This window comes from Sporomusaceae bacterium (assembly GCA_031460455.1).
In the GTDB taxonomy this organism is placed as follows: domain Bacteria; phylum Bacillota; class Negativicutes; order Sporomusales; family UBA7701; genus Anaeroselena.
In genome coordinates, this window is record JAVKTQ010000003.1 from 144,518 (window position 1) to 164,102 (window position 19,585).

The following is a 19,585-nucleotide window of genomic DNA, read 5'->3' on the forward strand; positions in this document are numbered from 1 at the left end:
GCAGCGAAAAGCCCACGGAAACGTGGGCTTTTCGCTGTCGGGGAGAGGAAGAAGAGAAGGTTAACGGGCCCGGATATCGGCGATCTTCCAGTTGCTGTCGTGGTCCCTTTCCAGCAGGATGTTGAACAGGCTGCCGTTGTCGTGCTTTGTAACCTGGACGACGGCTTGGTTGCCGGAGAGGGAGAGGAGGGTGAAGGCATCACGGTAACGGTCGAAGCCGTACATGGCGGCGCGGTCTTTTACGAAGTCGACCGGGCTGCTTAGATAATTGACGTAGTCGCGGTCGCGGTTGTTATCGCTGCGATAGTAGACGCGCCCGTCTTCATACCTTATCTGGTTTTCGTCCGGGCCTGGCCAGCTGTTATTGTGTTCGTGCCAGCCGCGCTTGAGGCGGTGCCGCTTCACGAGCTGGACTTTTTCGGCAACGGCCTGAGTAACGGTTGTGCGGGAGTCTTTTTCGAGCGCGGTCGTTTGGACGGTTTTCAGGGGAGACAGATTTGTCGGCCTGTCCGCCGCCAGGGCTTTTGCGGCCGGGATTCCCGGCAGGACGGCGCCGGTGAGGATGGCGGCGCCGGCGACGGCGGCGGCGTAACGTTTATACTTGCGGCGTAGCTGCTGGCGACGGTGTTTGCGCTGGGCTGGCGTCCTTTCCAATGGCTTCTCCTCCTCGGTTTTTGTTGTTAGTGTTTCGTGCCGCTGCGGCCCTGATGCCTGGTAAAAAAAGATTGCCCAGGCAAATTATAGCGCGGCCGATTAAAGTGAGGCCGGATATGCCGCATTGGCAAAGAAAAACCGCACCGTAAAGTGCGGTTTTTCTTTGCGGGTGTCCGCGGCAAAAGGGTTAGCGAACGGGTATCTGGCCCGCCGGGAGTACTTTGCAGTCCGGCAGGGTGGTAAACGCGGTTTCCGGTCCGGGCGGACTGTAGACGGCCAGAAGCTTGAGTTGTTCCCAGCCGGTATTGTAGGTTTCGTGAAATACATCCGGCGGGATGTGGATAAGCATGCCGGGGACGAGGGGGCGCTTGACGCCGGCGACGACCTGCTCTCCTTCGCCGGAAACGCAGTAGAGTATTTCCTCGACGCCGGGATGGTTGTGGTTGGCATGCCCCTTGCCGGGTTCGAGGAGGACTACGCCGGTGCTGAACCTGACAGCGCCGGTAGTTTTGGGTTCACTGAGCCATTTCAGGCTCCCCCAGTCGAAAACCTGGGTTTCCACTTCGGCTGGGCTGACGAAGCGTTTGCCGTCGGCCACGAGTTATTCCTCCTTACCTTTATCCGGTTTTTCGGTCGCCTAAAATTTGATGTCCTTGAACGCCCTGACCTGGGCGGCGATGGCTTTCTCGGTCGGTAACCTTTCCATGCTCGAAGCGCCGTAGAAGCCGATGACCCCTTTCGTACGCGCCAGCACATAGGAGGCGTCTTCCGGTTCGGCGATCGGCCCGCCGTGGCAGATGACAAGAATGTCGGGGTTGACCTTCTTGGCCGCGTCGTGCATCGACTGGATCCTGCGGACACAGTCGTCGAGGGTGAGGGCGGTCTTCGCGCCGATCGTCCCCTTGGTGGTGAGGCCCATGTGGGCGACGAGGATATCCGCCCCGGCCTTTGTCATCTTCACGGCTTCGTCGTCGGAAAAAACGTATGGGGTGGTGAGCAGGTCGAGCTCGCGAGCTTTGGCGATCATCTCGACTTCGAGATCGTACCCCATCCCGGTTTCTTCGAGGTTTTGCCGGAAAACGCCGTCGCACAGGCCGACAGTGGGGAAGTTTTGCACGCCGACAAAGCCGATCGCTTTAAGTTCTTTGAGGAAGACATCCATGAGACGGAAGGGATCGGTGCCGCAGACGCCTGCGAGTACGGGTGTCTGCCGCACGACCGGCAGCACTTCGCTGGCCATCTCGACGACGATGGCGTTGGCGTCTCCGTAAGGCATCAGACCGGCGAGCGAACCTCTGCCGGCCATCCTGTAACGGCCGGAATTGTAGATAACGATTAGGTCCACGCCGCCGGCTTCGGCGCTTTTCGCCGATATGCCGGTGCCGGCGCCGGCGCCGATGACGGGGATTCCTTTCTTGACTTGTTCCCTTATCTTCGCCAGTACGGAACTTCTCGTAAGTGCCATCTGATCATCCCCTTTAGTATTTTCCCAGTAACGACTGCATTTTGGCGGCCATTGCCAGCGCGAATTTTTCGTCGTTGATGTCGGTGTCCATCTCGATGAGTTCGATCTTGGCGCGGTCGATATTCGCCCGCAGGGCGGCGAACAGGGCCGCGTCTTCTTCGGGGCCGAAAAACGGCTTGCCGGCCGTGTCGATGAGCGAAACGCCTTTCAGCGGCAGGAACAGAGCGACAGGCCCGGTGGCGGCGTTGAGTTTGGCGGCGATGATTTCGCCGAGCTGGCGGCATTCCTCGGCAGTGGTCCGCATAAGGGTGACGGTGAGGTTATGCTGGTAGAAAAGGCGGTCTTTGTATTTGGCGGGGATGGTGTCCGGCGGGCCGAAGTTGACCATATCGAGGGCGCCCACGGACACGACCTGAGGTATGCCGACTTTCCCGGCCGCCTCCAGGCGATGCGGGCCGGCGGCCAGGACTCCTCCCGCCAGTTCGTCCGCCCATTCGGTGGTGGTGATGTCGAGGACGCCTTTGATGAAGCCCCCCTCAATCAGGCCTTCCATCGCCAGGCCGCCCGTTCCGGTGGCGTGGAAGACGAGCAGTTCGTAGCCTTGCGCCTCCAGGTATTCTTTCGCTTTGGTGACGCAGGGGGTGGTAACGCCGAACATCGTGGCGGCGATAAGCGGTTTGTCCTCGGCGCCGGCCGGCGCTTCGCCCTGAGCCATACCGGCGACGGCGAAGGCGGCGTTGGCCAGTATCCGGCGCGACAGGCTGTTGATTCCCGAGATGTCGACGACCGAGTACATCATCGCGATGTCCTTGACGCCGACGTAGGGGCGGGTGTCGCCAGAGGCCATGGTGGATACCATCACTTTCGGCACCCCCACAGGCAGGGCTTGCATCGCCGCCGTGCCGATGGTCGTGCCGGCCGAGCCGCCGAGACTGATGACGCCGGCGACTTCGCCCTGGTCGTAAAGCTCGCCCAGTATGCGGGCCGCGCCTTTGGTCATGACCTCCATCGCCAGCCCCCGGTCGTCCTTGCTGAGCAGTTCGGCCAGAGGCGTCCCGCCGGCGGCGGCGACCCGGTCGTTGGCGATGTCGGGCAGGAAGTACGGTCTGCCCTTGACGCCGGCGTCGATCACCACCGTCCCGACACCGGTGCTTTCGATCAAATCCTTGATGTACTTGAACTCTTGACCCTTGGTGTCCAGAGTGCCCAAAAGAATCACTTTGCCGGCCACGTTACCACTCCCTCGCTAAAGTTTCGACTGCCGCTAAATCATGCAAATAATGTGCCAAGCCGATTTCCGGGCTTTGGCGGCGCGTAAGTGGGAAGGCTTGTTCCCATCGCGGCCGGAGCGAGCAGGCAGTTAGGCGATAAGCGCCGGGCCGGTAAACGCTTGCGGCTATGGGAAAGTATTTTCCCATAGCCGCGGTTGTGTGAAGAGTATTTCCCTCGGGTCATCCGTCGCGCGTTTCCCGCTCTCTGATGCCGTATTTTTTCATCTTATTGAGCAGGGTGCGCCGGGTTATGCCGAGGAACTGCGCGGTTTTCTGCCGGTGCCAGGCATGCTGGTCGAGCGAGCCGAGGATGATCTGCCTTTCCACCGAAGCGGTGGCGGCCCTGGGCATATTGACGGCGCTTTCGCCGCGGCGGGCGATCTGACCGGGATTGATCGGCAGGTCAGAGCAATAAATTACATCGCCGTCGCTGAGGATGGCGGCGCTTTCCAGCACGTGTTCCAGCTCGCGGACGTTGCCTGGCCAGTTGTGCTGCATGAGGGCATCGAGGGTGTCCGGGGACAGGCGCCGGATGTCGCGGTTGAACTTGACGCGGATCTTTTCCAGGAAGTAATTTACCAGCAGGGGGATATCCTCTTTGTGCTGCCGCAGGGGCGGCGTTCGGATCGTGACGACGTTAATCCGGTAGAACAGGTCTTCGCGGAATTTCCCCTGGGCGACGGCGGCGTGGAGATCGGCATTGGTGGCGCAGATTATCCGGGTATCGACCTTGATCGGCTTGTTGCCGCCGATGCGGAGGAATTCCTGCTGCTGGATCGCCCTGAGTAGTTTCGCCTGGGTACCGGGACTCATTTCGCTGACTTCGTCGAGGAAAAGCGTCCCGTGGTTGGCCAGCTCGAATAAACCGACCCGCTTGCTGGTGGCGCCGGTGAAAGAGCCTTTTTCGTGGCCGAACAGCTCGCTCTCCAGCAAGGTGTCGGGAATCGAGGCGCAGTTGACTTTGATGAACGGCTGGCTGCTGCGCGGGCTGTTGTAGTGGATTGCCCTGACGACGAGTTCTTTGCCTGTGCCGCTCTCACCGCAGACCAGGATGTTGACGTTTTTGTCGGCGACTTTGCTGACGATCTCGAACAACTCCTGCATCAGCCTGCTCTGGCCGACGATCTCGTCGAAGACCTTTTTCTTGAAAAGCTCGCGGCGAAGAGATTCGTTTTCCCGTTTGAGCCGCATGAAGTTTTTGAACTGCCCGGTCACTTCTTCGATCGTCGTTTCGGCCGGAATCCGTTCGAAGCTCGAGCCGCCGATGTAGCCCATCGCCCCGGTGCTGCCGTAGAAACGCGCGGTTTGCTCCGGGGTGGATACCGGCCCGCCGTAGATCATTTTTATTTTGCCGGGGTACTGGCGGTCGACCGCCGCGAAAATGCGGCCGGCGAGCTGTACGCCGTTTTCCAGCGACATGGCGTGTTTGGCCCCTGTTTTTCCGCCGGCGGTCAGGCCCAGATGGGCGCAGATTATATCGGCGCCGGCAGCCGCCATCGCAAGCCCCTGGTTTTCGTCGAATACGAACGCGACGGTGAACAGGCCGGCTCTGGCGGCTTTGGCGACGAACTCGACTTCACGCTGAAACCCGAGGCCTTCCGCTTCCAGGGTTTGACGCACAACTCCGTCGATAAGGCCGACGGTGGGGAAATTGTTTGCGCCGTGGAAGCCCCGGGCGCGGATTTTCGCTATCAACGCATCATGGTCGATGGTGACGTCGGTGGCGCAAGCGCCGAAGATGACCGGACTGTTTCCGGCACGGGGGATGATTTCGCGGGCGCCGAAGTCGAGCACCATTTCATTGCTGTTGGCGTACGGCAGCAGAGCGGCCAATGAGCTTATCCCCGCCATGCGGAACCTCCCGGCGTTCAGGGCCAGCAAAAAATCGGCCCCGCCCGCGATAGCCTGTTTGGCGGACAGGCCGGAGCCGACGGCCACGCCGATTATCGGTTGGTTGTTGGCGATATTTTCGGCCAATGTTGTCCTGATAGCTTCTCGCGTGTTCATGGCTCGTCCCCCGCTGCGCTATGGAAATCATGCGGCGTCGGCGACGGCCAATCCGGCCGTCGCCAACGGGCAAGGTCTTATAATACTCTATATTAAACCGTAAGATAGAAATTCCTGCCATGATTTAAGCCATATTTTGCCAGAGATGCGTGGCGATTAGGCAGAAAATCTTTGCAAAAAATATAATGAAAATCGAGGTTTTGGGGATGGGGTGCCAGAAATGCGCCACTCTGTACGGGAACACCAAGCAGGCGGTTGCGGAGCTGGGCTATGCCGAGTATGATCGTACTGCGGCAGATCATGGGGACGGAAAAGACGGCGATTTATGTGGCTCTGGTGGTATTGATGGAGACGGTGACGGGAATGATGTACGGCGCCTGGTTCTGATGGCGAGCGATAAAACCCCAGGCCGGGATTAATCCCGGCCTGGGGTTTTATCGCTGTCTTTATAGTGAAGCGGCGAAGGCGCGCAGTTCCCGGTTGAAGCGGGGCGCGTCCTCCCAGAATGTGTTGTGGCCGGCTTCGGGGTAGAAGGAGGTCTTGGCGTTGGCCAGCAGGGCGGCGTTGTGTTCGCCGTGGCTGGGGAGGATGATTGCATCTTCTTTGCCGTGGGTGACGAGGAAGGGTTTTTTCAGGGTCGGCAGCAGGTCGTCGTTGCCCAAAGAGCGGCTCATCAGCCCTTGGCGGACATAGGGCGGGACGATGGCGTTGAAGCCGAGGAAGAGGTAGTATTCCTCGGGAGGGAGGGGGCGGAAGGTGCAGAGCCTGAGGAAGCTGGCGAGGCCGTCGACGGCTTCGGCGATATCGCTGGAGAACATCAGCGGCCTGAGGGGCAGGTAGTCTCTGCCGGTGGCGGCTACGGCCGCGGGTGTGCCAACACAGGTCCTGGCGCCGACGAGGTTGATGCCGGCGATGCTTTTCTCGCCGTAATGGCGGAGGTAGTCGAGGATTATCAGGCCGGCGTAGGACCAGCCGACGAGGACAGGTTTGTCGAGCCGCAGAGAATCGATCACGGCGGCGATATCGTCGGCCCACAGCCGTGATTGCCCATAGGCGTCCTGCGGCTTGTCCGACAGGCCGTGGCCGCGGTTGTCGAGCGTTATGAGACGGAATTCGTCCGCCAGGGCGGAATTGGTCTGTTTTGTCCAGACAAGCCGGCATTGGTTAAACCCGTGGATGAAAAGTATCGGCCGGCCGTCGGCGCGGCCCGTTTCCTCGACATAGAGGCTGACCCCGCCGCCGCCGGTTACCCGGTGACTGGTAATAGGATTAGTGTTCGCCATATGTAGCGGCCCCCCCGTTCATGTTCGGTTTTGCGCCGTACCTTCACCCACGCGTGGTGAAGGTCGGGCCGTCGTTACTTTTATGCTAGACGCGGCAGCGACGGTTGTCAAGGGAGAGGGGCTTTGCAGGATATTATTGCATCAGGGGCAGAATAAAACAGTTAACGGCCTGTGGAGCGGGCGAATCGGGCGACAAAAGGGGATTTTTATGGAACGCGATCAGAAGCCGCTGTCCCAAGACTGGCGGGAGCGGTTGTTCGTCATTATTTTCGAGTCGGATACCCCGCAGGGGAAGGCGTTCGACGTGGCTCTGCTGTGGCTGATCGTGCTGAGCGTGCTGGCGGTCATCCTCGAGAGCGTGCCCGATATCGAGGTGAGGTTCGACCGGATGCTGTATTTCGCCGAGTGGGGGTTCACGGGCGTTTTCACAGTCGAGTACCTGCTGCGGGTCGTCTGTGTGCGGGATAAGTGGCGGTATATGCGCAGCCCGCTGGGGCTGATCGATCTGATGGCGGTTCTGCCTTCCTATCTCAGCCTGTTTAGTTTCGGGATGCAGTATTTCCTGGTAATCAGGGTGCTGCGGCTGTTGCGGGTCTTTCGGATTATGAAGCTCGGCCGTTACGTGGGCGAGGCCCAGCTCCTCACACGGGCGCTTAAGGCAAGCCGGTTCAAGATAACCGTTTTTCTGAGCACTGTGTTGACACTGGTCGTTGTCATCGGCACGCTGATGTATATGATCGAGGGGGCGGAGAACGGCTTTACCAGCATCCCGGTGGGAATGTACTGGGCGATCGTGACGCTTACGACGGTGGGCTTTGGCGATATCACGCCGACGACGTTGGCCGGGCGGGCGCTGGCCGCTCTGGTGATGATTCTGGGGTATGGGATCATTGCCGTGCCGACCGGGATTGTTACGGTAGAACTGGCGCAACAGTCCCGAAAACGGGAGCGGGAAGCGGCATGCGCCGGCTGCGGCTGTCAGGATCATGACCGCGACGCGGTCTTCTGTAAGCTGTGCGGGGAGCGGCTTATATAGGGATAAACGGTTCAGAAATCAATGTTGATGATGACCAGGCCGCAGGTAATGAGCAGCGCGCCGACGATCTGCTTGCCGGAGACCATTTCGTCGAAGGCCACATAACCAGTTAGCATTGTGATTAGCGGCGCGCAGGAGATGACGAGGGCAACCTGGTTGATGGAGCCTTTCTCCAGGGCATAGAAGTAGGCGAGGTCGGCGAATACGGCCGCGATCGCAGCTTCCAGGGTGACGATTATCCAGAATGTCCAGGGAAGGTTTTTGATATCGAAATAGGTGTGGCTGAGCAGCACCCAGGCCAGGACAAGGACAGCGGCGATTACGGTTCTGATGGCGAAAGCGGTGAGGGGATTGATGCAGTTGATGACCGATTTGCCGAAGAAGGGGGCAAGGCCGAGGCACAGCACAGCGATGAAGGCGTAGAGAAAGACCATTGTTCTCCCTCCGCGATTCAGTGTGCATGCTAATGTTTATGCTGACAGCGGCGGTTTTAGCCTAAGATGGGCATCTTGGCCCTTGGTGTTATCGGCGCAGGCTCCGCTATTCAAGTGCCACAGAAGGTCCGGTAGGGGCAGGCGGATGGCGCGGGCGGCGATGAATACCCGTCCTGTTCGGCGGAGTAGGCATAGGGGTGTGACAGAACCGCGAGGAGCTTCTCCATAACGGTGTAATCGCCGTGTTTCACCGCGCTTTCGAGAGCAGCTTCGACCCGGTGGTTGCGGGGGATTACGGCAGGGTTGCTGCTGCGCATCAGTTGATTTGCTGCGGCGGCGGATTGCGGCTGCCTTGTTAGCCGGGCCTGCCATTGTTCGCGCCAGCGGGCAAACTCGCCGGAGCGAAACACGGCCGCTTCTTCCTGCGCGCCTATGGTAAGCCCGCGAAAGGTGTTGGTATAGTCCGCCTGTTGCTCCTTCATGATGCCGAGAAGGTCTTCAATAAGGGCGGTGTCCCCGGTTTCCGCGTTGAAGATGCCCAGTTTGGCTCTCATACCGGCGAGCCAGTTGGCGTGATACAACTCCGCATAGGCGGAAAGCGCGTCCTGGGCGAGGGTGACTGCCTGTTTCTCGTCGGCATGCAGCAGCGGCAGAAGGGTTTCGGCAAAGCGCGCGAGATTCCAGCCGGCGATGTGCGGCTGATTGCCGTAAGCGTACCGTCTGTTGAGGTCAATGGAACTGAACACCGTTGCCGGGTCATAGGTATCCATGAAGGCGCAGGGGCCATAGTCGATGGTTTCGCCGCTGAGGGCCATGTTGTCGGTGTTCATCACCCCGTGGACAAAGCCGACAAGTTGCCAGGCGGCGATCAATCTGGCCTGGCGCGCGATTACGGATTGCAGCAGCGCCCGATAGCGATTACCGCCAAGGTCAACGTCCGGGAAATGGCGCTGCAGCGTATAGTCGGCCAGATCGCGGAGATCATCAGGGGTTCCCCGCGCCGCTGCGTACTGGAAAGTGCCCACGCGCAGGTGGCTGGCCGCGACGCGGGTCAGAATAGCACCAGGCAGTATGGTTTCGCGGATTACCGGTTCGCCGGTGGATACCACGGCGAGGCTGCGGGTAGTGGCAATGCCGAGAGCCTGCATAGCTTCGCTGATGATGTATTCGCGCAGCATCGGCCCGAGGGCCGCGCGTCCGTCGCCGCCGCGGGAGTAGGGCGTTCTCCCCGCCCCCTTGAGCTGGATGTCGAACCGTTCGCCCTGCGGGGTAATCTGTTCGCCGAGTAAAAGGGCCCGTCCGTCTCCCAACATGGTAAAATGCCCGAACTGATGCCCCGCATAAGCCTGGGCAAGCGGCAAAGCGCCTGCGGGAACGACATTGCCGGCCAGCGCCGCTACGCCGTCTTCGCTTTGCAGCGCGGGGATATTCAGCCCCAGGGATGCTGCCAGGGGGAAGTTGAGGATAATCAGTTGCGGCGATTTCACGGGGGTTGGGGTTTGGATGCTGAAAAACGTTTTCGGGAGACAGGCGTAACTGTTGTCAAGCTTCCATCCCGGATCCATTTCTGTTTTTTCCTTTATCATCTTTCCTCCAGTCAGCCTTATTGCGGCAGTATTTTTAGTATGAGCCCGGAAGGTTGATAAATATGTTGTCCTTGGTCGCTCAAAGCAGGGAAAGTCAGTGCTTCCTTTGAAAAAAGCTTTACGGTGCTTTAATATAGGGTATAGACCATTGTTTCAGGATTATGGGGCCAATGGACAAAGGTCTGGTATTATCGGGATATTTTCGAAACAGAGGAGGAGAATGCATGGATAGCGGGCAACCGGATGTCAAGCAGATAGCGGGGCAGCATTTCCGGGAAGGTTACAACTGCGCGGAGGCGATTTTGCGGTCGTTCAACACGACGCTCGGTCTGGGACTGGGTGACGACGCCCTGAGACTCGCCGCAGGCTTCGGCGGGGGCATCGGACACTCGGGCTGCGTGTGCGGGGCGCTGGCGGCTTCGATAATGGTGCTGGGGGCGCTTGAGGGACGGAGGAGCAATGAGGAGAGCCGCGACGAAGCGTACCGCGTCAGCTCGGGCTTCCACGACCGGTTCAGCGGCAACTTCGGGGGTACGTGCTGCCGGGCGCTCAACCCGCATCCTTTCGAAACCAAGGAGCATCTGCGCGGCTGCCTGAAGATCACCGGCCGGACAGCCGAAATGCTGATGGAATACATTCGGGAAAACGGAATCGCCGGTAAGACGTCCGGCACTTCCCCGCGATAGACGTCGCAGCGACAGCTAGACGATAGCAGGCACCGGTACCCGGGTGGTACCGGTGCCTATGTTTGTCAGCCAGAGCAAACTAGGGCCTGGTCAGAGCAGGCCCTTTTTGCGGGCGTAGTTCCAGGCGGCGTCATAGATCTTCTCCTCGTTGGCGGCGGGGTCGGGCGGTCTCCACGAGACCGCATTATCCATGAGGTTTCAGAGCTCGAGCACTTTTCCGTCCTTGTCGCAGCCGATGGCGGTAACCGGTTGGAGCTTTCTGGCGTCAACCTGGACAAAGTACCTGGTGAGATCGTAATTGTCGGTGAATTCGTATGTCTGCCGCACGGTCACGTCGAGGTAGCGGAGCCCGGTGTCGGGTTCACTGATAACCTGCACCGAGCTGGTGTCCAGATAGAGCGAGCGGGGGCCGTCGCGGTGAATAAGCTGCAGCTTTTCCTGCCCGAAAGGGCCGAAGGCGAACGCCGCGACGGCGGCCAGAACCAGAACTGTTCCGGCAAACACAAGCATCCTTTTCATCGTAATCCTCCCAAATGGCGATAACGCCCTGTGGTTTAGCTGTTATTTTGGACTATTCGTCATTAAAAATAAATATCTTAAAATAATTATAATCCTAAAATCGTTTTTTGCATATATAGGAAAATAGTTTTTCGGCAATAGGAGTTTAAGGGGAGGGGGCGGCGGCTGAGCGCCGATGCCCCTGGCAGAGACGGGCAACAAGACGGTGGGCCGCGCGACCGGAAGATAAAAACAACGCGGCGCAAAATGCGTCGCGTTGTGGGTGTCGCCGTTCGGTATGACGTTATTAGCGTTGGCCGAAGTAACGGAGGGCCACCATGGTGATGTCGTCCGACTGCTCGGCCCCATCGGCGTGAACTGCCACAGCCTCCGCCATGCCGCGGAGCAGGTCGGTGCAGTTCAGAGCTCGCCGCAGGGACAATTCCGCCGTCATCCTGTTGTCGCCGAATAGTTCTTCCTGGCGGTTCATGGCTTCGGTGACGCCATCGGTATATAAGAATAGCATGTCTCCCGGGGTAAGGGAGGTTTCGCTTTCCGCTACCGGCAGCCCTTCCATGACCCCCAGGGCGGCTCCCTGTGTCTTGGGAAGGTAGTCGATTCTGCCGTCGGCGCGGATGACGCAGGGCAGGTTGTGGCCGCCGTTCGCGAACCGGCAGCGGCCGCTGGGCAGATGGACAACCAGGCAGAAGACGGTGACGAACATGCAGTAGTCGTTGTTCTGAGCGAGGTCGTCGTTGAGGTGGCGCAGCGCATCGCCCGGTGAGTCGCCGTTCTGGAGGAAGGCCCGCAGCAGGGTGCGGGTGACGGCCATGAAGAGCGCCGCAGGGACGCCTTTGCCGGAGACGTCGCCGATGGCGATGCACAGGTGCTCGTCGTCGGGCATGAAAAAGTCGTAGAAGTCGCCGCCGACCTGACGGGCCGGGTTCATAACCGCGTAAAGCTCGAAGTCCGGCCGCGCGGGAAAAGGCGGGAAGGTTTTAGGGACGAGGTCCATCTGGATATCGCGGGCGATTCTGAGCTCGCTCTCGATCCGCTCGCGGGTCGCCGCGTTCTGTTCCAGCATTGCCAGATGGACTTTGAGTTCGTTGCGCATGGTTGTGAACGAGTCGGCCAGGCGGGCGACTTCGTCTTTGCCGCGCAGCTCGGGAAGGGGGGCGTCAAGATCGCCGGTGGCGAGTATTCTGGCGGCCTTGTCCAGTTGAAGCAGCGGGCGGGTGATGGAGCGGGCGATGAGCAGCATCACCGGCAGGAGCAGCAGGAAGCCGACCAGTCCTATAGCCGCTTCCTTGCGGCTGAGCTCGATTACTTTGGCGGTCATCGCCTCCTGGGGGAAGAACACCCCCAGTACCCACCCGGTGGAAGGGATCGGCTGATAAAGCAGCCACCCTTTTTCGTCGCTGACGATGCTGTCGTAGCGGATGAAGCCGCTGCGACCTTTAACCATTTCGCGGCCGAGTTTGCGGAGAAGGGCGTTATCCTGTTCCTCGGCCCGGCTGAAGATGTTTTCCTTGAGGATGAAGTTGTTTTGCGGATGGGCGACATAGGTGCCGTTCCGGGACAGCAGAAAGGCGTAGCCGTTTTTTTCCAGCGGCAACACCAGCAGGAGCTCGCGCAGCCACTCAAGCGATACGTCGCATTTCACGACGCCGATGAAGTTGCTATGGCCGGTCTTGGCGTAAAGGGGGATGGAGTAGGTAACCATCAGTGCGTCGCTACCGCTGCCGGCCGAATAGGGCTCGCTCCAACAGGGGAGGAAGAGATTGCGCGGCAGGGCGTACCAGTCGGCGACAGTATAGTTGGCTCCGCCCGCCGCCAGGTCGCCCCGTTCCACCCTGCTGCCAACCCGGTGTACGGACGGGGAAACGTCGTTTCCGCTCTCGACCCGGTAAACAGGCGCCCAGGCGACGGCAATCCCCGATACCTCTTCATTTTCGGCAAGCAAACGCTCCAGTAGCGGGTAATAGTCGGTCTGCGGGCCCGAATGCAGGGCCGTCGTCGCTGCCAGACCGCCGGCTACCTTCGCGACGGTTTTTTCTACCGTGACTATTTTATTGGCGGTAGCGTTCGAAAGCTGCCAGGCTTTGGCTTCCAGCTCCTCCTCCAGCAGCGCGCGCGCCTCGAGGTAACCGTAGCCGATGACCACGGCCAGAATTGTGCCGGCGGCGGCCAGTACGAAAGCGAACAGGCGCCAACGGATACTCATGTTAAGGAACACGGGCCGTCACCTCCCTGTAAACGCCTCGTACGAGGGGGGATTGCGGAGCATGTTTTGCCCCTTCATCATCAGGACCGTTTTTTCGTAATCTTCCCGGGTCAGTTCGCCAAGCGTCCAGGAATCCTTGGCGACGGGCACGATGCTTGCTAAGATTTTTTCCAGCATCCATTTCATGTGGGAACGGTTGGTCTCGATGTTGGCGGCGGTCACGTATTCCATTACGATGTCCAGGGCTTCCTCCGGATGCCGGGCAGCGTAGAGCCAGCCTTCCAACGAGGCCTCACGGAACGCTGCAACCATTTCGCGGTCCAGTCGGATGGTGCTTTCGGTGCAGTAGAGGCCATCCTCGGGGAAGCCGAAGCCGTAGTCTTTCAGAAAAAAGACGCTCCGTTCGTCCTCATCCACGCCGGCCTGGTAGAGCATGTGATACTCGTTGTAGTACATGGCGGAACAGGCGTCGACGCCTTTGCGGAGGAATAGGTTTACCGAGTAGTACTGGGGATGGATCGCCGCGGGCTCCACTCCTTCGGCTTGCAGCCAAGCCAGATAGGGCGCCCGGAAATCGCCCTCCCAGATGCTTATCCGGCGGCCGCTCAAGTTCTTGGAGGATTCTCCAGACAAGTCTTTCCAGCTTATCAGCAGCAGGTTGGACCTGTTGACGACCTGGGCGACGTTGACGATCGGCAGCCCGTCCTGACGCCGGATGAGGGCGGTCGACAGCCAGGCGGTGACGAAGTCGACATCGCCGCTGGCAAGCTCGTTCATAGGATCGAGGCCAGGGCCGCCCTGAATTAGCCTTACGTCGAGGCCGTGAGCCTGGTAAATGCCCTTGGACGCGGCGACGTAATAGCCGGCGAACTGGGCCTGGTGGGTCCACTGAAGCATAAGCTCCACCGGTTTCCCCGCGGCGGCGGCCGGCGGCGCAGGGATGAGCAGAGCCGCCAGGGCGGCGGCAAAAACGATAACGGTTTTACTCAGGTGCATGTTTGATGCCCAGCGACAGGATGTTTTGGTTGTCGTGGCGGTGGTAGTGGACTTCGTCAAGCAGACGCCTGATAAGAAATATCCCCAGGCCGCCGACTTCCCGGTTGTCCAGGTCGGCTTGAAGATCGGGCGCGTCAGCGTCCAGCGGGTCGAAGGGCACACCGTTGTCGATGAATTCGACCCGCACGACATCATCGGCACGGGAGACCCGAATGGACACCTGACCGGGAGGGACTTCGTAAGCATAGCAGCAGATATTGGTTACCGCTTCCTCGGTGGCCAGTTCCAGATGCATAACCCGCCGGGGGTGTACACCGACCGCGGCGGCGTTTTCGGCCACGAAGGCCACCATCTGGGGGATGTTTTCGATGCTGGCGGTGAAGGTGCTTTCAACTGCCGGCGTCATTTGCCGCCACCCGCCAGTGCCTGCTCGACGTCAGCGAAGATCGGCAGGAAGTTGTCGAAGCCCGAGAGGTCGAACACTTCTTTCACGAGACCGGTCAATGAGCACAGGGACAGGCTGCCGCCGCCGCTTTTGAGCTTTTTGGCGATGGCCAGGATGCTGCGAAGACCGGCGCTGCTGATGTACTCGAGGCCGGCAAAATCGATGACGACTTTCTGGTGGCCTTGTTCCATCAAGGCTGCGCAGTTTTTCTCGAATTCCGGGGAAGTGGCGATATCCATCCGCCCCTCAACCTTTATGACCAAGAATCCCATTTCCTGATATGAAACAATTTTCATCACAACATCTCCTGCCTGCTTTGCCAGGTTAACGCTGGCTAAATAAAAAATACCCGAGGACTTCGCTTTGTCAGACATCTTGTCGGTTAATAGCGTTTCAAGTAATACTAATTACACCTTTTTCTATAGTATGAAGATTATTCCTTCATCAAAAAGCGAAGAAAGCGCGGTTTCGGGAAGGAATATCATCAGGAAGAGCGGCTGACGACCTGTTGGTGACGGCCGGAAGCAGCCAGGCTGGCACTTTGTACCTTTTTTCACTTTCGCAATATTGAAAAAACAGGTTGACAGTTTATAACCATATAACCTAATATTTATATGAGTGGTCAGACCACCATACCAAAAAGCCTGGGAGGGGGTTCTATGATAGGTTTTCGGCAAAAGGAGCTGTCCTCAGTCATCGAGATCGACCGCAGGAAATGCAAAGGTTGTGACTCTTGCAAGGCATTCTGTCCCACCGGCGCCATCACCGGCAAGTACGGCGCCGTGCATGGCGTGGATAACGAAAAGTGCCTTTTCTGCGGCCAGTGCCTGGTGAATTGCCCTTTTGGCGCGCCACGGGACACTGCCGACAGCATCGACGCCGTCATTGCCAAACTCAAAGACGGCCGTGTCACCGTCGTTGGCGTTATTGCCCCCGCCGTCCGCGTCGCCATCGGCGAGGAATTCGGCCTGGAGCCCGGCACCCTCACCACCGAAAAACTTTACGGCGCCATGAAGCAAGCGGGATTTAAAATCTTCGACAACAACTTCGCCGCCGACCAGTGCATTATGGAGGAAGGCAGCGAGTTGATCGCCAAGATCCGGCACTATGCTATGGGCGAGCCGGCCCACGGCCACCACCTCGGGCCGCTGCCCCAGTTCACTTCGTGCTGCCCGGCCTGGGTGCGCCACGCCGAGCTTAACCACCCGGAAATATTGCCCCACCTATCTTCGGCCAAATCGCCGCAGCAAATGGCTGGCGCCCTCGCCAAAACCTACGGCGCCAGAGATGTATTTAAAGTCAACCCCGAAAATATGTATGTCGTCGGCATCATGCCCTGCACCGCCAAGAAATTCGAGGCGTCCAGGCCGGAATTCGCCGGCGCCGCCGCATACTGGCGCAAGCAGGGCAAGACGGGCAGCTACCAGGACGTCGACACTGTGCTCACTACCCGCGACCTTGCCCGGCTGTTCAAAAAGATGAACATCTCCCTGACCGCCGCCCCGAGCGCGACAGACGCCGACAACCCGCTCGCCAGCTACAGCGGCGCCGGCACCATCTTCGGCAATACCGGCGGCGTTATGGAGGCGGCGCTTAGGACCGCTTACTTCGTGATAACCGGACAGGAACTTGCTACCCTCGAATTTGCCCCGGTGCGCGGCCTCAAGGGCGTCAAGGCGGCCAGCGTCACCATGAAAGACGCCAAAACCGGCAAAGAGATCACCCTCAAAGTAGCCGTTGTTCATGGCATCAAGGAGAACCTCGCCCCGGTGGTGGCTGAAGTCGCCGCCGGCAAGTCGCCCTACCATTTCATCGAAGTGATGAACTGCCCCGGCGGCTGCGTCAACGGCGGCGGACAGCCGGTCAACCCGATGGGGACGTCGTGGATAGACAAGTATAAAGCCATTCTGCCGTGGTCATAGGGAGGTATTGACGTGGCAAATTACGATTATGTCGAAAAAACGATCAAGGTGTCCCGCCGCGAGTTCCTCGGCCTGGCCGGCGCAGGAGCCGCCCTGCTGTGGGCAGGCGCCTACGTCGCCACCGATGTCTTCGTCGACCGTACAAAATACATAAAGATGCGCGCCGCCGGCATGTATAAGGACGACGCCAAGGCCAAAATCCGCCAGAGCCACAACAATCCGGCGGTCGCCGAGATGTACGGCAAGTTTGCCGGCAAGCCCCTCAGCCCGCTGGCGGAAGAACTGTTCCACACCAGCTACGTTAACCGTGCCAAGCTGGGAGGGAAAAGCTGATGAACAACCACGACGATGGACCGCGCGTTCTCAAGCATCCGCTGTGTTCCCGCCTCTTCCACTGGGGCCTGATTTTCGGCTTCCTGCCTGCCGCTTTTACCGGCTTCGTTATCTGGTACAAACCGGGGAGCGAGGAGTTCGTCAACCTGGCGATGAAGATCCACATCGCCGGCGCCACCCTCCTCACCGTTGCCTGCGTATTGTACGCGTTGTTCTGCCTCGATCGCGTCGCCGGCTTTATGCGCCGCAACTTTTCGTGGGACGACCGCGACGTAGGCTGGCTGCTGGTGGGCGGCGGCTATCCGCAGAAGATGCTGCTCGGCAAAAAGATCCCCGTGCCGCCGATGGGCAAGGTCAACTCCGGCCAGAAAATCTTCGGCCTGTGCCTGCTGTTCTTCGGCCCCGTCCTCATCGTCAGCGGCTGGATACTGTACGCGTTCATCCCGGTCGCCCCCAAGGAGCTTATCGGCATCACCAACACCGTCCATCTTGTCCTCGGTCTTTATATGGGACTCTTCCTTGTTGTTCATATGTTCCTCGGGGTCTACAACTGGGGCGAGTTCAAGGCGATGTTCGGCGACGGCACCCAACCGCTGGCCGAAGCCGAGGACCACAACCCCGTATGGGTGGAGAAGGACATCGAACCGGTGGCGGGACGGGGAGCGGAGAGGGTAGGCTACGGCAAGGGCGCCTGAGGTTCTGGAGTCAGAATATATTGCCGGGAAAGAAAAAGCTTCCGAGGATTATCCTCGGAAGCTTTGCGATCTCTTTGAACCTATTTCCCTGTGTGTGCGCAGGACGGCCGCTGCAGCGCGGGCAGGACGTTTTTTGCGAAGAAATCCCGCACCGTCGGCCCGGACACGCTCTGCACGTCGCCTTCGTCGATCTTTACCGATACGGCCTGGGAGCAGAGGCCGAGGCAAAAGGAGGCGTGGATTTCGACTTCGTCGGCGACCTGGTATTCTTCGACGAGCTGCTGGAGGGAGTTGATGACGTTGTAGGAACCTTTAAGATGGCAGGCGCTGCCGATGCAGACCCTGATTTTCATAATGCACTCACGCCTTTCTGCGATACTCCACGTGGAGTAGTTTGTGCACTTTGCCCTTGAGCAGACCGCCGTAGAGGGCCATTATCACCGGGTTTTCCTCGGAGCGTTTGATGCTGCTCATGCGGTCGGAGTCGTACAGGCCGGCGCTGCGGCGCTTCCTGCCCTCCTCGTTCGTGACCGGCTGGCCGGCGCCGGCGATGCACCCGCTGGGGCAGGCCATTATTTCGATAAAGTCGTAGTGCTTCTCGCCGCTTTTTATCTGCCTGATGAGGTTGTCGGCGTTCTTGAGGCCGCTGACGATGGCGATCTTTACTTCGCGGCCGGCGTAATCGATGCTCGCTTCCTTGACGCCCTGCAGGCCGCGGACGCCGGTGAAGGCAAGCGCCCTGAGCGCGGAGACGGATTTGTCGTCCGCCAGACGCCTTATCACCGCTTCCGTGACGCCGCCCGTCACACCGAAGATGACGCCGGCGCCGCTGGTGGCCCCGAACGGCATGTCGACCGACTCCGGCTCGATCTCGGCGAAGACGATGCCGGCCTCCCTGATCATCTTGACAAGTTCCTGGGTGGTTATGACGTAATCGACGTTGCGGGCGCCGTCCTCCTGGAACTCGTCGCGGGCGGCCTCGTATTTCTTGGCGGTGCAGGGCATGACGGCCACGACGACGACTCGCCGGTTGGAATGACGGTAGTGCTCCTTGAGTACCGAGGCGAACATCTGCATCGGCGAACGGCAGGTGGAGATGTTGGCCATAAGCTCCGGGTAGTTATTTTCGGCGTACTGGATCCATGCCGGACAGCAGGAGGTGAGCAGCGGCAGTTTTTCGCCCTTTTGCAGCCTTGCGAGGAATTCGCCCGCTTCTTCGAGAACGGTGAGGTCTGCGCCGGTGGAGGTGTCGAACACTTCATCGAAGCCCATGCGTCTCAGCGCGGCAACGATGCGACCCATGACGTTCTCGCCTTCGGCGAGGCCGAATTCCTTGCCGATGCCGACCCTGACTGCCGGGGCGATCTGGACGACGACCTTGGCGTCCCTGTCGCTGATGTCCTGCCACAGCTTGGCGGTGTCGTCGCGGACGACGATGGCGCCGGTCGGACAGACGGCCGCGCATTGCCCGCAGCCGACGCAATTCGTTTTAGCGATCGGTTCGTCGAACGCCGGGCTGACGCGCATCTTCGAGCCGCGGTAGGCGAAATCGATGGCGCCGACTTTCTGGACTTCGTCGCACATCCTGACGCAGTCGCCGCAGAGGATGCATTTGCTTTTGTCGCGGACGATGCAGAGCGAGGAGGCGTCGAGGTCGGGCTCGCCGGAGGTGTTGTTGAAGCGGACCTGTTTGATGCCGAACCGCTGGGCCAGTTCCTGCAGCTTGCATTTGCCGTTCTTCTCGCAGGTGGTGCAGTCGCGGCAGTGGTTGGAGAGGAAGAGTTCGAGGATCATCTTGCGGTACCTGCGGAGCCGGGGGGTATTTGTGCGAATCTCCATGCCGGCCTTGGGCGGGGTGGAGCAGGCGGCGTGGATGTCGCCCCATTTGTCTTCGACGACGCACATGCGACAGGCGCCGTAGACCGACAGCTCGGAGTAGTAGCAGAAGGTGGGCAGGTCGATGCCGATTTTGCGGATGACGGCGAGGATATTCTTTTCCCCGGCTATTTCCACCGGGATGTTGTCGATAAGCATGAACTCGGTGCTCACG

The 19,585-nt window shown here is 59.6% G+C and carries 20 protein-coding genes; 5 read left to right on the forward strand and 15 right to left on the reverse strand.

The genetic code is table 11. The features are described from left to right. Positions 1-60 precede the first annotated feature (60 nt). The 6 genes from RIN56_07420 to RIN56_07445 form a co-directional block, all read right to left on the reverse strand. Positions 61-654, reverse strand: a complete 594-nt coding sequence (locus tag RIN56_07420) for a hypothetical protein (GenBank protein MDR7866637.1) — start codon at positions 652-654, stop codon at positions 61-63. Positions 655-841: 187 nt separating this feature from the next. Continuing rightward, positions 842-1,252, reverse strand: coding sequence for a cupin domain-containing protein (locus RIN56_07425; protein ID MDR7866638.1), 411 nt, complete (start codon positions 1,250-1,252; stop codon positions 842-844). A 39-nt stretch (positions 1,253-1,291) separates the two neighbouring features. After that, the gene (locus tag RIN56_07430) at positions 1,292-2,119 is read right to left on the reverse strand and encodes a phosphoenolpyruvate hydrolase family protein (protein ID MDR7866639.1); all 828 of its coding nucleotides are present in this window, start codon (positions 2,117-2,119) and stop codon (positions 1,292-1,294) included. 13 nt (positions 2,120-2,132) lie between these two features. Beyond that, positions 2,133-3,350 (reverse strand): Tm-1-like ATP-binding domain-containing protein, encoded by a 1,218-nt coding sequence (locus RIN56_07435; GenBank protein ID MDR7866640.1) that lies wholly within the window; start codon positions 3,348-3,350, stop codon positions 2,133-2,135. 220 nt (positions 3,351-3,570) lie between these two features. Next, positions 3,571-5,397, reverse strand: coding sequence for a phosphoenolpyruvate hydrolase family protein (locus RIN56_07440; protein ID MDR7866641.1), 1,827 nt, complete (start codon positions 5,395-5,397; stop codon positions 3,571-3,573). A gap of 446 nt (positions 5,398-5,843) precedes the next feature. Then, a complete protein-coding gene (locus tag RIN56_07445) occupies positions 5,844-6,680 on the reverse strand; it encodes an alpha/beta hydrolase (protein MDR7866642.1) in 837 nt (278 codons plus the stop codon). Between the two features lie 208 nt (positions 6,681-6,888). On the opposite strand from RIN56_07445, the gene RIN56_07450 reads away from it, so the two are divergent. After that, complete coding sequence (locus RIN56_07450; protein ID MDR7866643.1) at positions 6,889-7,716, forward strand: ion transporter; 828 nt, start codon at positions 6,889-6,891, stop codon at positions 7,714-7,716. Positions 7,717-7,727: 11 nt separating this feature from the next. Here the strand turns inward: RIN56_07450 and RIN56_07455 are convergent, their stop codons facing one another. Next, entirely contained in the window at positions 7,728-8,150 is a 423-nt protein-coding gene (locus RIN56_07455; protein MDR7866644.1) for an EamA family transporter, read from the reverse strand. Positions 8,151-8,260: 110 nt separating this feature from the next. Then, positions 8,261-9,736: a YdiU family protein gene (locus tag RIN56_07460; GenBank protein ID MDR7866645.1), complete on the reverse strand. Its 1,476-nt coding sequence runs from the start codon at positions 9,734-9,736 to the stop codon at positions 8,261-8,263. Between the two features lie 224 nt (positions 9,737-9,960). On the opposite strand from RIN56_07460, the gene RIN56_07465 reads away from it, so the two are divergent. After that, positions 9,961-10,422 carry a C-GCAxxG-C-C family (seleno)protein gene (locus RIN56_07465; protein MDR7866646.1) on the forward strand — a complete coding sequence of 154 codons (462 nt, stop codon included), beginning with the start codon at positions 9,961-9,963 and terminating at the stop codon, positions 10,420-10,422. Positions 10,423-10,620: 198 nt separating this feature from the next. Here the strand turns inward: RIN56_07465 and RIN56_07470 are convergent, their stop codons facing one another. The 5 genes from RIN56_07470 to RIN56_07490 form a co-directional block, all read right to left on the reverse strand. Then, positions 10,621-10,941: a hypothetical protein gene (locus tag RIN56_07470; GenBank protein ID MDR7866647.1), complete on the reverse strand. Its 321-nt coding sequence runs from the start codon at positions 10,939-10,941 to the stop codon at positions 10,621-10,623. A gap of 286 nt (positions 10,942-11,227) precedes the next feature. Then, positions 11,228-13,156: a SpoIIE family protein phosphatase gene (locus RIN56_07475; GenBank protein MDR7866648.1), complete on the reverse strand. Its 1,929-nt coding sequence runs from the start codon at positions 13,154-13,156 to the stop codon at positions 11,228-11,230. 6 nt (positions 13,157-13,162) lie between these two features. Continuing rightward, positions 13,163-14,140 (reverse strand): ABC transporter substrate-binding protein, encoded by a 978-nt coding sequence (locus RIN56_07480; GenBank protein MDR7866649.1) that lies wholly within the window; start codon positions 14,138-14,140, stop codon positions 13,163-13,165. Beyond that, a complete protein-coding gene (locus tag RIN56_07485; protein ID MDR7866650.1) occupies positions 14,127-14,546 on the reverse strand; it encodes an ATP-binding protein in 420 nt (139 codons plus the stop codon). The genes RIN56_07480 and RIN56_07485 overlap by 14 nt, the downstream gene beginning before the upstream one ends. After that, positions 14,543-14,881, reverse strand: coding sequence for an STAS domain-containing protein (locus tag RIN56_07490; protein MDR7866651.1), 339 nt, complete (start codon positions 14,879-14,881; stop codon positions 14,543-14,545). The genes RIN56_07485 and RIN56_07490 overlap by 4 nt, the downstream gene beginning before the upstream one ends. Before the next feature lie 363 nt (positions 14,882-15,244). Between RIN56_07490 and RIN56_07495 the strand changes: the two genes are divergently transcribed. Genes RIN56_07495 through RIN56_07505 form a run of 3 tightly spaced genes read left to right on the forward strand, consistent with a single transcriptional unit; the run spans position 15,245 to position 17,535 of the window. Beyond that, entirely contained in the window at positions 15,245-16,507 is a 1,263-nt protein-coding gene (locus RIN56_07495) for a [FeFe] hydrogenase, group A (GenBank protein ID MDR7866652.1), read from the forward strand. 12 nt (positions 16,508-16,519) lie between these two features. Further along, positions 16,520-16,840 carry an iron hydrogenase small subunit gene (locus RIN56_07500; protein MDR7866653.1) on the forward strand — a complete coding sequence of 107 codons (321 nt, stop codon included), beginning with the start codon at positions 16,520-16,522 and terminating at the stop codon, positions 16,838-16,840. Next, entirely contained in the window at positions 16,840-17,535 is a 696-nt protein-coding gene (locus RIN56_07505; GenBank protein ID MDR7866654.1) for a cytochrome b/b6 domain-containing protein, read from the forward strand. The genes RIN56_07500 and RIN56_07505 overlap by 1 nt, the downstream gene beginning before the upstream one ends. An 80-nt stretch (positions 17,536-17,615) precedes the next feature. Here RIN56_07505 and RIN56_07510 read toward each other — a convergent pair whose 3' ends face one another. Both RIN56_07510 and RIN56_07515 read right to left on the reverse strand, forming a co-directional pair. Continuing rightward, positions 17,616-17,888, reverse strand: coding sequence for a (2Fe-2S) ferredoxin domain-containing protein (locus RIN56_07510; protein MDR7866655.1), 273 nt, complete (start codon positions 17,886-17,888; stop codon positions 17,616-17,618). A gap of 7 nt (positions 17,889-17,895) precedes the next feature. Then, positions 17,896-19,584, reverse strand: coding sequence for a [FeFe] hydrogenase, group A (locus RIN56_07515; GenBank protein ID MDR7866656.1), 1,689 nt, complete (start codon positions 19,582-19,584; stop codon positions 17,896-17,898). Position 19,585: the final 1 nt, after the last annotated feature.